At 54.8% G+C, this 15,838-nt stretch carries 12 protein-coding genes; 3 read left to right on the plus strand and 9 right to left on the minus strand.

Annotation, left to right across the window (positions count from 1 at the left end):
• Positions 1-37: 37 nt before the first annotated feature.
• The 6 genes from HBA55_RS00890 to malT all read right to left on the minus strand — a co-directional run bounded on the left by HBA55_RS00890 (position 38) and on the right by malT (position 7,886).
• Entirely contained in the window at positions 38-1,117 is a 1,080-nt protein-coding gene (locus HBA55_RS00890) for a FecR family protein (RefSeq protein ID WP_166985559.1), read from the minus strand.
• A gap of 28 nt (positions 1,118-1,145) precedes the next feature.
• Positions 1,146-1,883 (minus strand): RNA polymerase sigma factor, encoded by a 738-nt coding sequence (locus HBA55_RS00895; RefSeq protein WP_206019477.1) that lies wholly within the window; start codon positions 1,881-1,883, stop codon positions 1,146-1,148.
• A 59-nt stretch (positions 1,884-1,942) separates the two neighbouring features.
• Complete coding sequence (locus HBA55_RS00900) at positions 1,943-2,263, minus strand: 2Fe-2S iron-sulfur cluster-binding protein (protein ID WP_166985562.1); 321 nt, start codon at positions 2,261-2,263, stop codon at positions 1,943-1,945.
• A 14-nt stretch (positions 2,264-2,277) separates the two neighbouring features.
• Entirely contained in the window at positions 2,278-3,426 is a 1,149-nt protein-coding gene (locus HBA55_RS00905; protein WP_166985565.1) for a cytochrome P450, read from the minus strand.
• 33 nt (positions 3,427-3,459) lie between these two features.
• On the minus strand, positions 3,460-4,950 hold the full coding sequence (xylE, locus tag HBA55_RS00910) for a D-xylose transporter XylE (RefSeq protein WP_166985568.1): 1,491 nt from the start codon (positions 4,948-4,950) through the stop codon (positions 3,460-3,462).
• 119 nt (positions 4,951-5,069) lie between these two features.
• On the minus strand, positions 5,070-7,886 hold the full coding sequence (malT, locus tag HBA55_RS00915) for an HTH-type transcriptional regulator MalT (protein ID WP_166985571.1): 2,817 nt from the start codon (positions 7,884-7,886) through the stop codon (positions 5,070-5,072).
• Positions 7,887-8,051: 165 nt separating this feature from the next.
• On the opposite strand from malT, the gene HBA55_RS00920 reads away from it, so the two are divergent.
• The 3 genes from HBA55_RS00920 to HBA55_RS00930 are packed head-to-tail and all read left to right on the plus strand — an operon-like array spanning position 8,052 to position 12,039.
• Positions 8,052-10,118, plus strand: a complete 2,067-nt coding sequence (locus HBA55_RS00920) for a beta-L-arabinofuranosidase domain-containing protein (protein ID WP_166985575.1) — start codon at positions 8,052-8,054, stop codon at positions 10,116-10,118.
• Complete coding sequence (locus tag HBA55_RS00925) at positions 10,118-11,230, plus strand: Zn-dependent alcohol dehydrogenase (protein ID WP_166985578.1); 1,113 nt, start codon at positions 10,118-10,120, stop codon at positions 11,228-11,230. Before HBA55_RS00920 ends, HBA55_RS00925 begins: the two co-directional genes overlap by 1 nt.
• On the plus strand, positions 11,230-12,039 hold the full coding sequence (locus tag HBA55_RS00930; RefSeq protein ID WP_166985581.1) for an alpha/beta hydrolase: 810 nt from the start codon (positions 11,230-11,232) through the stop codon (positions 12,037-12,039). Before HBA55_RS00925 ends, HBA55_RS00930 begins: the two co-directional genes overlap by 1 nt.
• A 30-nt stretch (positions 12,040-12,069) precedes the next feature.
• Here the strand turns inward: HBA55_RS00930 and HBA55_RS00935 are convergent, their stop codons facing one another.
• The 3 genes from HBA55_RS00935 to HBA55_RS00945 are packed head-to-tail and all read right to left on the minus strand — an operon-like array spanning position 12,070 to position 15,821.
• Positions 12,070-12,564, minus strand: coding sequence for a hypothetical protein (locus HBA55_RS00935; protein WP_166985584.1), 495 nt, complete (start codon positions 12,562-12,564; stop codon positions 12,070-12,072).
• 38 nt (positions 12,565-12,602) lie between these two features.
• A complete protein-coding gene (locus tag HBA55_RS00940; protein WP_166985587.1) occupies positions 12,603-13,433 on the minus strand; it encodes an SDR family NAD(P)-dependent oxidoreductase in 831 nt (276 codons plus the stop codon).
• Positions 13,434-13,442: 9 nt separating this feature from the next.
• Positions 13,443-15,821, minus strand: coding sequence for a TonB-dependent receptor (locus HBA55_RS00945; protein WP_166985590.1), 2,379 nt, complete (start codon positions 15,819-15,821; stop codon positions 13,443-13,445).
• Positions 15,822-15,838 lie beyond the last annotated feature (17 nt).

Consider the following 15,838-nt stretch of genomic DNA (forward strand, 5'->3'; position numbering starts at 1 on the left):
AAGTATAGGAGGCGACCGTACGATCGTCGATCAACGTTTATTCGCCGGCCGCCAGAATAGTGATTTCGTCTTGGTTGGAATGGACAATACGCAGGCCGAAGCTGGCCTCAAGTGCTTCGAGCATGGCTTCCGTGTCACCCACTTCAAACTGTCCACCGATCCTCAGCGCCCTCACGGCTGGATCCGGAATCAGAATTACCGTGGAAGTGTAGCGGCTGATCTCCTCAACCACCTGGTCCAATGGCTCTCCCGCAAACGTCAGCAGCCCCTGGCGCCAGGACAGCAGGCGCTCCATCTCTTGCGGTTTATATTCGCGAATATCGGTCTGTACCCTGCTCTCGCCGGAGTCAGAACTCTCAGCGGTATGCATCACTGCACGCTGACCGGCCTGAAGCCGGCCAATCTCCTTTGCGGGTTCACGAGCGGTTTGCAGCGTTTCACCCTGCTCCGCGTCAGGAGCCGTCGACACCTCTTCCAACAGCGCCGCGAGGGCCACCCGCCCCTCTGTCACCATCACATCAACATCACGTCGCTTGAGACTGACAGAAAATGCAGTGCCCACTGCTTCAACGCTGCGTTGACCTGCGTAGACCTTAAACGGCTTGGAGCGATTCTTCGCCACCTCAAAGTAAGCTTCTCCGCTTAAGAGATGGATATCTCGGTAATGATCGCTAAATGCGACACGAATGCGGCTGTCAGTATTTAGAGTGACCATAGAACCATCGGCTAATTCGATGCGCCGCTGTTCACCGACTTCGGTCAGGTAGTCTCCGTTGGTTTGCAGCCAACGCTCAGAGAACAGCTGATTGACCAACAGTGCCATGAAACCGACCAGCAGGACTGATGCGGCCACAGGCAAGACTGAGCGAATTCTCGACTGACGTTTCGATGCAGGCGTTGCCATGGGTACAGACAACTCAGTCAGAACATTCAGTTTGCCCCAAAGCCGAGCCAATTCCGCCAGCTTGTCGCGATGCTGGGTACTGCGAGCCATCCAGGCTTGCATCTCCTCGCGATCACCGGCGCTCAGAGGCTCGTCCCCATCGAGCCGAATCAGCCAGGCGGCGGCCTCCTCATTAATGGTATCTTTGGCCGTAAATTGGTGAATATTGTCCATCAACTGTGGTCTCTGCCATTACGCCATATTAGCGGCGATGACGTGATACTTGGGCTTTGTCATTAACTTTTCCGTACTTGGCGCCATTGCCCGCCTGCCCCGTCTCCCGCTTCTGGATATAAGCTTGGCAGGCCAACACCCCTTTTGCCAGGTACTTCTCTACCGAGCTGACGGTGAGGTCCATACGCTCGGCGATTTCTTTGTGACTCATACCATGAACCTTGCGCAAGAGGCAGGCCTGGCGGCATTTTTCCGGCAGCTGGGCTATGGCTTCGCAATAAAGCCCCAGATGTTGCTGTGCCTCCAGCTCGCTTTCCAGCGTGTCGGTATTCTCTATGACAACTTGGGGGTCACAATCCTCAATAAAATCCGTGATCTGACGGGATTTTTTTTTGAGTTCGTTCAGAGCGATGTTTTTGGCCACTCGGAATAGAAACGCCTTGGGCTGCTGGATTTCTGATTTCTGTTCCGCCAGATGGGCCCTTAGGTAGGTCTCCTGAACCACATCCTCGATATCCTGATGACGCTTCAGAAACCGGGTCAGAAACTGCTTGAGCATACCGGTATTGTTGAGAAATGACTCAGACAACGCCGTCGATTGGGATGTGTTCCCCTTGCCGGATGTTTCTTTGGTTTTATCGAGTGATTTTATGGTAGTCATAGTGGCGCCATAATCCACACCGTGCCGCAATAGGCTGTCCGGCTTCCTCAGGCTCAATATACGCCCTCTTGCCGAAGCATTGCCACGCGCTACATACGTATTCATTGGAATTCTCCCAAGGGTTATGGCGCCTCCCGGCGATTAAAGCAGCCGCTTCTAGGGTACTAGTACTGTGACTCCGGCAGGTGTACCACCAGGCCGTCCAGTTCATCGGTTACGGTAATCTGGCAACTGAGGCGGCTGCCCGCTGCGGGTTCAACCGCACACTCCAGCATTTCGGTCTCAATATCATTGGCCGGGGGCACTTTGGATCGCCATGATTCGTCCACATAACAGTGGCAAGTTGCGCAACTGCAGGCGCCGCCACACTCCGCGGCGATGGCATCAATCATGTTATCCACGGCGCCCTGCATCACCGTTTGACCCACTTCAACCTCAATTTGACGTTCCGAGCCGTCGTGCTGGATATACTTCACTAATGGCATGACTTATAGCCTCCTTATTCTGAAAATCGGATGTGCAGCTGTTCAAAACCCACGTTGCGTTCGATACCACCGATCTGCTCGATCGCCTGTTCAGCGGTGATCAACTCCAAGGTGGAAACGCGTTCGACCAAACGCTTGAGCACCGAGCGCATCACCAGGCGTGCCTGTGGCGCCCCCAGGCAGCTGTGCGGCCCATGTCCAAATCCCAAGTGAGGGTTGGGTTTTCGGTCCAGACGCACCTCTGCGGGCGCTTCAAACACAGAGGCATCGCGATTGGCAGACGCCCAACACAAAGACACACGCTGATCGACCTCCACCGCCTCGCCCTTTATGTCTAACGTTTTTGTGGCCACCCGACCTATGTGGGTCTTTGGCGAAAAGTAGCGTACGAATTCTTCGGTGGCGGTATTGATGAGGGAGGGATTTTCCCGCAGTTGCTGCAGTGCTTTGGGATTTTGCGCCAGATAGCCCAAGCCACTGGAAACCAGATTGATGATGGTATCCCGGCCCCCGGCGAAGGTCAGGTTGGCAATGCCGGTCATCTCCTCACGGGTTAACCCCCGTCCCTTGAATTGCGCTCGATGCAGTTCACTGAAAAAGTCCGCGCCCGGATTGTCTTCAGCGCGATCCAGCTGTTGCTCAATATAACGATCCAGTGCTCCGGCCTGCTCGGTATCCAGACTGTCGCCACCGGTGCGAAACACGTGGGTGCCCCAGCTGATCCAGAGCTCCGATTCCTCCATCGGCATGTTCAGCAGATGGGTCAAAGCCCTGGATTGCAGGGGTAAGGCAAACTCCGCGACAACGTCCACGGAAGTTTTGGTCATTGCCTCGCTCAATAGAGTGTCTACCAGGGCTTCAATTTTGGGGGCCATGGTCGGGTCGAGCGGGCGCTGAAAAAAAGGCAGCACCAACTTGCGGTAATCGGTGTGCTCCGGCGGGTCCACTTCAATTGGCAACTGACGCACCTGTCTGACATCGGACTCCTCGGGTATGGGCACACGGCAAGGCGCATCGGAGGAGTAGGTTTGCCAGTCTCTGGCAGCCAGACGAACCTCCCGATGGCGCAAAATCATGGGAATGCGTTCGTCGGAGTAGTTTGCCACTACCGTTCTATCGCTCTCTCGGGCTTCTCGAAAAGGATCTGTTTTATCAATGCTCATTGTTTAAGCTCCATTGATGTGTCGCAGTAGAATTTAGAAACTTCCGGGCTGGGCAACGCGCTCCGGCGTCGGCGCCGCTCCCCGGTTGCCTCTGGCGTGAGGAGCCCAGAGGGACTCAATCTCCTCCAAAGACCGGTTTTTGGTTTCGGGAACCAACTTCCATACAAACAGGGCCGCAGCAAACGCCACCCCGCCATAGATCCAGTAGGCGAAGCCATGGTTGAAAAGCGCAACCAATGACTCGTGGCGATCAATAATCGGGAAACTCCAGGACACCAGATAATTGGAAATCCACTGCGCGGCCACGGCAATCGCCAGCGCTTTGGCTCTGATGGCGTTGGGAAAGATCTCCGACAGGAGTACCCAGCAGACTGGCCCCCAGGACAGGGAAAAACAGCACACATACAGCAACATCATCATCAGAGCGTTCAAGCCCAGGGAGTCGAAGTAGAAACACAGTCCCAGACTGGTCATCGCCACTCCCATCCCCAGTGCGCCAAAAATCATCAACGGTTTACGTCCGAAACGATCCACTGTGGCGATTGCCACCAGGGTGCAGACAACATTGACAGCACCAACGATGATGGTCTGCAGCATGGCTGAATCATTACCCGAGCCCATGGTCTTGAAGATTTCCGGGGCGTAATACATAACTACGTTAATCCCCACAAACTGCTGCAACACCGACAGGCAGATACCGACGACCAGAACCGGCAGACCGTAGGACATCAGCTTATGAGAGTGGTTGTGAATGGAGTTGTCGATGGCCTCGAACTCCCGTGCAGCCATCTTTTTTCCGTGCAGTTGTGCCAGTACGGATTTCGCTTCGGCGGGTCGCTCCCGAAGTGCCAGCCAACGTGGACTCTCCGGCACCAGGAATAACAAACCAAAGAACAACAGAGCCGGCAGAGTTTCCGACGCAAACATGTAACGCCACCCCATGCTCTGGTTCCAGTCCTGACCGCCTTGCAAAGCGATCACGTAATTGACGAAATACACAACGATGATGCCGGTGACGACACCCATCTGGTTAAAGGCTACCAGACGGCCACGTATGGCCGGTGGAGCTATTTCAGCGATATACATGGGCACCACCATGGATGCCAGACCGACGGCTGCGCCCCCCAGAATGCGATAGACAAAGAACTGTGTCAGCGATAGATGCGCCTCATCGCCGCCGATGGGTAGAAAACCCATTTCCGGTACGGCGGAACCCAGGGCCGACACAAAGAACAGCGCTGCACTGATAATCAACACCGGCTTGCGCCCGAGACGGTGACTGAGCCAGCCCGCAAGACCGCTGCCAATCACACAGCCCAGCAATGCACAGGATACGGTTATACCCAACAGGGAATTGGCCTCAAAAGGTTGGAGCTGACGCGGTTGGATAAAAAAGGCGTCCAGCGAGGCCACGGCTCCGGAAATAACCGCAGTATCGTAACCAAAGAGCAACCCTCCCAAAGCAAGCACCATGGTTAGCAGCGTGACTCTGGCTGAAGAATTGTGAGGGTGTGTATCTGTCATAGGAGAATCTCACCGTTGCTGGTATCAACATTGTTTTGATGAGTGAAATTCTCTTGAAAACAGGCGTGGCCAACATCCTCCTTGGGGGAGATAATGGGGGCGTAGTTTTGGGGTGTGGACTACTCCCCCTGCACGGACAGCAGGATTTTTTCGGTCAGGGCGATGGCTTCCTTGCGATCGGCAACGTTCAGTTTGCGATAGAGGTTACGGATATGGGTCTTGATCGTACTCGGCGCCACCTTCAGGGCCTGGGCAATACGTTCATTGCTGAGCCCTTGATGGATCAGTTTCAACACCTGCCACTCCCGCTTGCTCAGCGGTGTGTATTGCAATAACTCTGGCACCTCCTCACTATCGAGAATGTCTTCAATAATGGCTTCATCCACCTGGATCTTAGCCCGCCCGGTGAGTTCCGGTAATTCGCGGCACAGGGCGCTTAAACGTTCCAGACGCTGGTTTTCAAATTCGCCCAGCGGACGCTCAGCGCTGAGTGCTTTCAGCATAACCAGCAGTGGTTTTCCGAGCCGTAGAAAACTGCTGATGCAGCCCGTGGTATTCGCCAGTTCCAGGGCGCGGTGCAGGTGCTCAAGCGCCGTTTGGCGCTGCTGTTGTCGCCAGTGCCACTCGGCCAACAGAATCTGATTGCGATTCTGGTCCAGGACCAATCCGTGCAGCTCTGCCTGGCTTTGAAGGCCCTTGAGAATATCCTGCGCGCGCTCCAGGCTGCCCACTCCCATCAATGCCCTGACCTGGTTGCGGGCGTGACACTGATCATAGTGATTGGCTGCCGATTCTCCGGGTGGGGTGACCACCTGTAACCATTCTTCCAGTGAAGCCCGCGCATCCACTGCCAGCCAATAGTTTACAAGTGCTGCCTCGGCATTGGCACGCCAGTCGCGATGGTAACCCTCTTCGGATAGAAGGCTCTGAATCTGCGTTGCTGTGCGCGCGCACTGTTCAACCTGGCCGCGGGCCTGCTGTAACTTCAAGCGCAGACTGTAGACCTGAAGCAGCCAGTGTTTTCCCAAGGGTCGGGCAATGGCTTCGGCCTCCTGTACGGCCTGCTCGGATTCGTCGATTCGGTGCCACTCCCATAATATTTGCCCGCGGATACGGTACACAAATTCCATTTCACTGAGTGACTGCAGCCGGTGTTGCCGGGCGAATTGCAGCGCTCGCTCCTGTACTTTAAACGCCTTCTGCAAATACCCCTGAGCAGCGGCGATATCCGATTGCAGACAGAGTGTGTAGATCACCACATGGTTGGCGTTATAGCTGCGAGCCAATTGCTCTGCTTCGGCCATGTGAATTTGCGCAAGCTCCAGGTCACCGAGACCGAAGCTGGCACCGGCGGCCGCCGTTAACGCCATAATGCGGGGTTTGTAGCGCTCTGTGCCTATATGCACAAGGGCCTCTTCGGCGACGGACTTGGCAAGTGCATTGTCCCCAAGGTCGTTGGCCATTTGTGCGCGCAGGGCACCGAACTCTCCCCGGACCTGTTGCCATTGTTCCCTATCCTGCTGCATATATTGCTGCGCCTGACGCAGCATCTTTTCAGCCCGCTGGTATTCACACTGCGCCAGCTGCAGATGCGTGTACAGCAGTGCCAACCGGGCATCCCGACTCACCCGTTCCGCGGTCAACCAATCGAGGCAACGGCTCGGCAGCCGGAACTGGCCCTGCTCATAAAAATCATCTCCATGCGCAATCAGTATTTCGGTGACTCTTACCGCATCAGCGCCCGCGAGTGCATGGGCCAGAGCTTCAGAAGGCTGCCCCTCAACGCGCCAGGCATCGCAAGCTCGCCCATGAAGCACCGGCTCCAATTGTGGATGATCCAGTTGCAGTTGGTGACGAAGAAACTGGCGAAACAATGCGTGAAAACGGTACCAGCGGCGACCATTGTCCAGAGGCACAATAAAGAGCCCCATCTTTTCCAATTGCTCCAGCCTGGCCTGGCCGTTACTGCCACCCGTAAGTGCGTTGACCAGCCGGTGGTTGCAGTGATCGAGAATGCAGACGTGCAAAAGAAATTCTCTCAAGTCGGGCTCCAGCCGCGCCAGAACTTCTTCAGACAGATAGTCGATAACATGCCCATGACCCTGAGCCATTTCTTCCAGCAATTGATCCGAGGTCTCTGCATCCAAGGCCGACAGGGCGAACAGTTGCAAGGCCGATGGCCAGCCTTCCGTTCTCTCCAGCAACTGGTCAATGGAGGCCGAATCAAGTTGGAGTTTGCCTTGCCCTTTAATGAACTGCTCCACCTCCTGCCGATCAAATGCCAGCGCCTGAGCATCGATAATTTGCAGTTTTCCCGCCACTCGCAGGGCGGCAATCCCCAACGGTGGCTCCGTGCGACTATTGACCACCAAGGTCAGGTTGGCAGGCGCATGGCGCAGGAGGAATCGAACCCCGCTATGGATGGTGTCGGATTCGATACAATGGTAGTCATCGAGCACCAGATAGAGGTGGTCGTCAATGCCTGCCAGTTCAACCAGCAGGGCAGCCATCACCGGCTCCAGTGTGTGTTCAACGTCTGCACTGTTTTTCAGCTCAGGGCTCTTGTTCAGCTCAGGGCTGTTTGCTATTGGCTCAGGGCTGTTTGTTATCGGCTCAGGGCTGCTTATCGGCTCAGGGCTGAGCGCCACGGGCTGCGCCCTTGCAACCCGCAGGGCCTCCAACAAATAGGCGACAAACCTGGCCGGATCGTTGTCAGAGCCTTCGAGGCAATACCAGGCAACTTTTCCTTCCCGATTGCGCAGCCAGCTGGATACCAACAGGGTTTTGCCAAAGCCTGCCGGGGCCTGCACGAGAACCAAGGCCGGCGCAGCCATGCCGCTGAGTTCTACCAGCGGGCGGCTTCTCTCCAGTGCGGCAGGTGGCCACGGTGGGCATGTGACTTTGGATGGCAGCAGTTTCAGAGTCAACGTCGACAAGCCTCGGTCTCCTGTTATCTTTCAAGGATATACTACCCCACCCCTCTGCGCCGTGTATCCCCCCGTTCGCTACGCCCCCAATATCTGCCCAGGGGGGGAAGACTCCGCCCCGCAACTCCAGCAAGCTGAACACTGAACCTGAAATCCAAGCAACGGCGCGTCTCTATGAAAAAAACACAGCGTTTCCGCAAACCCCTGTTTACCCACCTGCCATTGGCCCTGTCAGTGGCAGCCTGTCAGCCCTTGGACTCACAAACAGAGCTTCAAGCAACCTACCGGATCATTTCGCCGCCGGCACAGACCTTCGAGTGGTTGCAGTTTGGAGAGGTCAAACCCCGGGGATGGATTCGGCAGCAAATGGAGCAGGACCTCACCGAGGGCTTTGTTGGCCAGCTCGACAAGCTGGTACCGGACCTGATCCATGAAGATGATATTTACGGCAAGGACCGCCTTACCCGCAAGGTCAAGAGCAAAGACGTGGGCACCGTCTCCCACGATGCCGAATGGGAAGTCCAGTACCTGTGGTGGAACAGCGAAACCCAGTCCAACTGGTGGGACGGTCTGGTCCGAACCGCCTTGCTGACCAATAACCGCAAATTCCTGGACAAGGTGGATGCCTATGTAGAACGTATGCTCTCCTACCAGGATGATGACGGCTACCTGGGTATCTACGCACCCGATCTGCGCTATAACTTCAGCGGTGAAAACGGTGAACTCTGGGCGCAGTCATCGCTGTTTCGCGTGCTGCTTGGTTATTACGAGGCTACCGGAAAAGACGAAGTGCTGACTGCGGTGGAACGTGCCGTGGCCGTGACCATGCATCACTATCCCATCGGCGAGTCCACGCCATTTAAGGTGGAAAAACCGTTTGCCGGCGTCGGCCATGGATTGACCTTTACCGACACCCTTGATCGCCTTTACCAGCTGACCGGCAAGCGGGAATACATGGATTATGCGCTGTGGCTCTATCAGGACTACAACCAGCACGATCTGGAAGAAGTGGATATCCACTACGACAACCTCATGAATCCCGACTACCGTTTTAAGGGTCACGGCGTACACACCTATGAGCATCTGCGCTCTCTTGTGACCGCATATTACGCCTCGGGCAATCCCCAGCTTAAAGCCGCGCTTGACGCTTATCTGGAAAAACTCGACACGGTATTAACCCCCAGCGGTGGCCCCATCGGCGACGAGTGGGTGGCCCATCGCCATGCTCACGCCAGTGACACCGGATACGAATACTGTTCGATTCACGAGTTGCTGGCCTCTTACACCCAGTTGTTGCAAAAAGAAGGGACATCCGCTTGGGCCGATCGCATAGAATGGCTGCTGTTTAACGCCGGCCAGGGAGCTCGCCACCCTGAAGAAAGCGCCATTGCCTACTGTAAGACCGACAATTCCCTGTCCATGGAAGGCAAGCTGCATTCTCATGGTCCGGATGATCCGGGCCATGCCCAAACGCGATTCAAATATTCGCCGGTGCATAAGGATGTCGCCGTTTGCTGTGTTCCAAACGCAGGTCGCATCTATCCGTATTTTGTCAACAGCATGTGGCTGCGTCATGACCGGGGGCTGGTGGCCTCACTCTATGGCCCCAGTGAAGTCGACACCGAGGTCAATGGTGTCGGTGTCAAGATTTTGGAAAGCACCAACTACCCCTTTGAATTCGGTGCCAGCTTTACCATTTCCGTGGAAGAACCGGTCAACTTTGAGATCCTGTTGAGAAAACCTGCCTGGATGACAGACATGGAACTCAACGCCGCAGGGGCAGAGATCGACGCTTCCGGAGAATATATTCGCCTGCAGAAAACCTGGCAGAACGGCGACAGGATTGATGTGCAGTTCGAGGCTGATGTCCAACAGCATCAGGACCTCAACAACGACTACTACCTCAGTCACGGGCCTTTGGTCTATGCGCTGCCCTTATCCGGCGAAGAAACAGTCACCAAGACGTTTCCCCTGGACGGCTTCCACAACTTCCAATATGCACCGGCGACACCCGAACAGAGTGGTTATCAATATGTGACCGGTTCTGCCCCGGAATTCAAATTTTCACGAGCACCGTTAGACCCGCAAAAACCCTGGGCCACCGAGCTTTCGCTGACCGGTGCCCTCTACAACAACACTACCAGGGATCTGGAAACCGTCAATCTGGTGCCCATCGGCAATACCATCTTGCGCAAGGTCACTTTTGAAGCCAGCTCGGTGGAAACGGCGGATATTCAATAATGAATCGTCACAGGGAAACACCTGTTACCTGCCACGCTGCTATCTCCGATGGTCGGGGCCGTCTCAGCATCGAAACCATCGAGGTGGGTGTGCCGGGCCCCGGAGAGGTTCAGGTTCAGATCAAGGCGGCCGGACTGTGCCACACGGATTGGGATGCCATCAACACTTGGAACAAAACGTTTGTGGCAGGCCATGAGGGTGCAGGAGTGATCACTGCCGTCGGCTCTGGAGTGACCAGGGTGCAGCCAGGCGACCGGGTGATCTTAAACTGGGCGATTCCCTGCGGTTATTGTCATCAGTGCAGTGAAGGCAACCAACATATTTGCGATGTTAATTCTCCGGTCACTGGCCACGCCCTGGCAGGGCATGCACACCCACAGGCCAGCCGCTACCTGGGGCGCCCTGTAGAACGGGCGTTCCACCTGGGGACACTGAGTGAATTTACGGTGGTTAAGGAAGCTGCAGTAGTGCCAATACAGAGCGATATTCCCGACACCAGCGCCGCCATTATCGGTTGTGGCGTAATGACCGGTTACGGTTCTGTGGTGAATGCGGCCAGAGTAAAACCCGGCAGTGTCGCCGCCGTTATCGGCTGTGGTGGTGTCGGGCTGAATGTGATCCAGGCCTGTCGGGTGGCAGGGGCCGCCCGTATCATTGCCATTGATTTGAAACAAGACCGACTCGACTACGCCAGACGATTCGGCGCAACGGATACGATTCTCGCTCAGGGCGATCTCGCCCAAATGGTGGCTGCATTAAAGGATTTGGTCCCGTCTGGTGCCGACTATGCTTTTGAATGCACGGCGGTGCCGCAACTGGGCGATGCTCCGTTGGCACTGATCCGCAACGCCGGTACCGCTATACAGGTCAGCGGCATCGAACAGAAAGTGGAATTTGACTGTGAGCTGTTTGAGTGGGATAAAATTTACCTCAACCCTCTCTATGGCCAATGCAAGCCGGATATCGACTTTCCCCGCATATTACAGCTGTATGATAAGGGCCAACTGAAGTTAGACGAAATGGTCAGCAAGACCTATGGTCTGGAGGAACTAGCCAAGGGTTTTGACGACTTACTTTCGGGACGTATCGCCAAAGGCGTGGTGGTGTTCTGATGGCGATTATTCGAATCGAACAATCAAATCCTGAATACGCACCACCCAAAACCCGGTTTATGACCATTACTTCCACTTGTCTCGGTGGTAAGGCAATTCCCGGGCGCGGTGATGTAACCATTTACAACTGCAACCCGGCCGCACCTCAGACACCGATCATCATCCTGTTGCACGGTGTTTATGGCAGTCACTGGGCCTGGATGTACAGCGGCGGCGTGCACCAGGTCTATGAACGTCTCCGTGAGCAGGAAGGCTTGGGTGAATTTGTGCTGGTGATGCCCTCTGATGGCCTGATTGGTGACGGTTCCGGTTATCTTCCAACACCACTGGCTGACTACGACCGCTGGATCATGGAGGATGTTGTCGAAGCCACCCGGCGTAGCGTCGACAATGTGGACAAGCACTCGCCAGTTTATCTGTGCGGTTTGTCTATGGGGGGTTACGGCTGTTTACGTATGGGATTCAAATACGCTACCCAAGTGTCTGCAATTTCCGTCCATTCCGCCTGCACAAACAAGTCGGATCTGGAAAAGTTTGTCGGCCACGGTCTTAGCATCTATAACTGCTCCGACGCAGAGGCTGACATTCTGGCGTGGGCTTCCCGGCACCGGACGCAACTGCCTCCTTTTCGATTCGATTGTGGTGAATCCGATGCTCTGTTCGAAGAAAATCTGACCTTGCACAAAGCCATGATGCAGTTGGATATTCCTCACAGTTTTGAGGTATTCCCCGGTGAGCACTCCTGGGAGTACTGGCACCTGCAGGTGGCGGATTCACTTTGGTTTTTTCATCAATTGAGGTCACATTAAAGTGTCAAAGACGTAGTGGCTTCCCTTTGATTATTGTGACGCTTCCAGCTTCAAGGTCGCTATGGAAGCGCCATGATAAATTGCAACGGGCACAATAATAGCACTGACCATCGCCGCCCAAATGCCCTTCGACAAAGCCACAGCCAACGGAGAAAGAGGTTGAACACCGGCAGCGAGCAAATAACCGACCAGCGGCAAACCCGCGCTGACCAAGCCCAGCAAACCAATCACCAAGACAGCCATCCAGGCATTGGCGGGCAACCAACTGCCCCATCGTTCGGACGGCACCTCGTGCAGATCAAACTCGCCACGGGACACTTTACCGCGGTACATAAACACAAAGATCGCCGCAACAATACCGCAGAACAAAAAACCGGTAACCAGAAAATCGGCAATATAGCCCTGATCACCCCAAGCACTAATATCACCACCGTCATGCTTGATCCAGTAAGTAATACCCGCATGACCAGCCAGGTTACCAATGACGTTGTTAATCGTCATCTTTTTAACATCTTGTTTCAGCATATCCAAATACTCTATGACACAGACTTTTGGGCAGGCCGTTAAGGCACCGCCCTGTTGGCCGAATCGACAAAAAATCGGGGGAACAACCGATTCAGCAACTCCCCGCGAACCGCATCCCGCCCAACGACTATCTTCGACTTTTTCTTCTCCAGACCATTAAGAATAGTCGTTGCGGCCCGGTCTGGCGACAACCCCATCGCCTTAAAGGCCCGCACATAGCCCTCCTGCTCCCGGGAAGAAAGCTCGACCCCCACGATATTCCCCTGCTTGAGCGCGCTTTTAAGAATATCAGTGCCAATATGTCCCGGATGAATGGACGCCACCGTAATATTGGTAGACTTCAGCTCCTGGGCCAGCACCTCCGTAAACCCCCGAATCGCAAACTTGGACGAACAATAGGCCGACTGGTTCTTCATCGGGAACAAACCAAAAACACTGGAGACATTGGCAACAAATGCCTCAGGCCGGGTTTTCAGTACCGGCAAAAACTCCTTGGTGCCATACACCATCCCCATAAAATTGATGGACATCACCCGTTCCAGCTGATCGTAATCGGTGTTCTCCACCGTACCGGTAAACGTGACACCGGCGTTGTTAATGATGCCGTCAACGGTACCGTGCTCGCTCATTACCGCATCACGAAATGACTGCCAGGACTCCAGGCTGGAAACATCAAGCCGATGGGCCGTAATTTCAGCCCCACCTCGCTTCTTTGACTCCGCCAGGACTTTGGTTTCCAAAGCCCCTTCCAGGTCCACATCCGCCAGAGCCACCGAAGCGCCGCGTCGCGCACACTCGATGGCGAGGGCACGACCGATGCCGGACGCCCCTCCCGTCACCACAATGGTTTTAGCCACTAGCTTCATCATTACCGTCTCCTAAAACCCGTAATTCACTTCAACACCGTAAATACGCGGAGGCTGAATGGACGCGTCCAGCTGGTTGTTGTAGTAAAAGCTGCTGCGAGTCTTACTCTCGATAATGTCCTCATCAAAAGCATTTTGAACATAAGCGGTAACGCGCAGATCGTGATCATTGGCGTTATAGGTGAGGCGGAAGTCCGTGCGCTCGTAAGCATCCACCTGAGTATCGGCGCGATTGAAAATAGACGACCACTGCTCATCTTTATATACATAGGCCGTCACAAACTTCAGCTCACCGGAAGCCAATTGCCAGCTGTAGTCGGCAATCAGGGAAAATTGATGCTTGGGCGATTGGATCAATTCATTACCCGCCAGATCCGTCAACTCCGGGAGCTGCGCCGTGGAATCGAAAACCGGCTGCCCCATGGTGTCGATCTCGGTATCCATATAGGAGTAAGTGGAATAGAACATCAACGCATCGGTGGCCGCCCACTGCAGCTCCAACTCGATACCCCATACGCTGGCTTTTTCCGCATTTTCAAAACGTCGGGTAGTCACACCACCGCTGAAGGTATCCACCGGCACCTGCATATCGTCATAGTCATAATAGTAGGCTGACACATTCGCTTTGGCCCGCTCAAACTCGCTCTTTAAACCCAGCTCCCAGGCCACAACGCTTTCTTCATCCACCGCAGCATCCGCTTGCAGGCTACCCAGCTTATAGCCGCCAGACTTATAACCAGTGGAGACTTTGGCAAAAATCATATTGCCATTCGCAAAGGTGTAATCGAGACCAATGGCCCCATCCACCGATGACCAATCGTCGTCGTGATCCGCCGTCAAACCGCCATTGGTAAAATCCCAGGCGATGCGTCCCTGGGGCCCGGCGGTGGGTGTTTGGGTATTCAACCAAGACATACCGATGGCATTGAACAGAAAAGCATAGGTGCCCTGGCCATCGAAAATCACCCGTTGATATTCTGATGCCTCTTTTTCATCCTTGGAGTAACGCAACCCCACAGAAATGTGCCAATTTTCATCCGGATGAAAATCCACTTGCCCATAGGCGGCGGTGGACTCGGTGTACAGATCGCCCCACTGCTCATAGTAACTGGCATCCGGGTTGGCCGGGGCGTCAATCACACAGTAGCAGACCTCACCGGCCGGGTCTGCCCAAACAGGCGTCTGTAGCACCGGGTTGTCCGGCGCAAACGCGTTGAGCGGCTGAAAGTTTTCACTGTCCCAATAGAACAGGCCCAGAATAAACTCCACCTTACCCCCAAGGTCAGAGATCAATTGCAGTTCGTGCTGCTCGGATCGCTCCGCCTGGCCCAGATAGGTAAAGTATTGCAGATCGGCGCGACTGGTTTTGTCATTGTCTTCGAGAAAATCGAATTCGTAGTCAGTGTAACCATACACATATTTCAGGGTGACTTTGTCGAATTCGTAACTGACGTGTGCGGTGATGCGCTCCATATCCTGTTTGATATATCCCGGCTCGTCCCAATTGACTGTGTGGATATCGTCCGTGCCGGGATTCTGTTCGCTATAGCCAAACTGAGGGTTGGGCACCAACTGCTGAAAGTCCGAGTTAAAGTCCCCCACCGCAGGTGCAGGCGAAGCCGAGTTGTATGAGGAAATCATATAGCCCCCGTGGCGATTATGATCCCACTCCGAGCCCTCGTACTGAAACCAAACATTCAGGTCTTCAGTCACATCAAAATCCAGCTGCACTTCCCAACGCTTAAAGTTCTTGTCGTTAACGTCTTCACCGGCAATGTTGTCAACCCAGCCCTCATTCTTGTCAGTCTCGGCCCCAACACGATAACGCAACTTATCCGTGACCGGTCCAGAGAGTACGACCCCCAATTGATGCCCCTGGTTGCTGTAGGCACCGGCGCGGATTTCTCCGGTAAATTCCTCGGTTGGTCGTTTCGAAATAAAGTTGGCCGCACCGCCAACGGCGTTGCGGCCGTACAGCGTGCCCTGTGGTCCACGCAACACCTCAACCCGATCAGTGAAAAAGGTTGAATCGGCAACCGCGCCAATTTCGTTGGTGTAAACACCGTCGCGATACACGGCCACACCAGGCTCTGTACCCAGTGCGTTATCCACCCGCCCCACACCGCGGATAAATACCCGATTGGGATTGGTGTTGTAGGTCATGCTGGGCGTATGGTTAGCAATATCGGCATTACTGACGATGCCCATGCTGTCGCGCATGTCACGATCGAATGCCGAAATGGCGATGGGAACATCTTGTACTGACACTGCTCGTTTCTCTGCGGTAACAATGATCTCCTCAAACAACCCCAGTGGCTCCTCGGCAAAAGCGCTGCCTGCACCACCACTCAGGATTAATGCCGCAGGAAGAATTCGAGTGACTGTGTTCATGATCGAGCTACCCTCTG

The organism is Pseudomaricurvus alkylphenolicus (genome assembly GCF_011683955.1).
Taxonomy (GTDB): Bacteria; Pseudomonadota; Gammaproteobacteria; order Pseudomonadales; family Cellvibrionaceae; genus Pseudomaricurvus; species Pseudomaricurvus alkylphenolicus.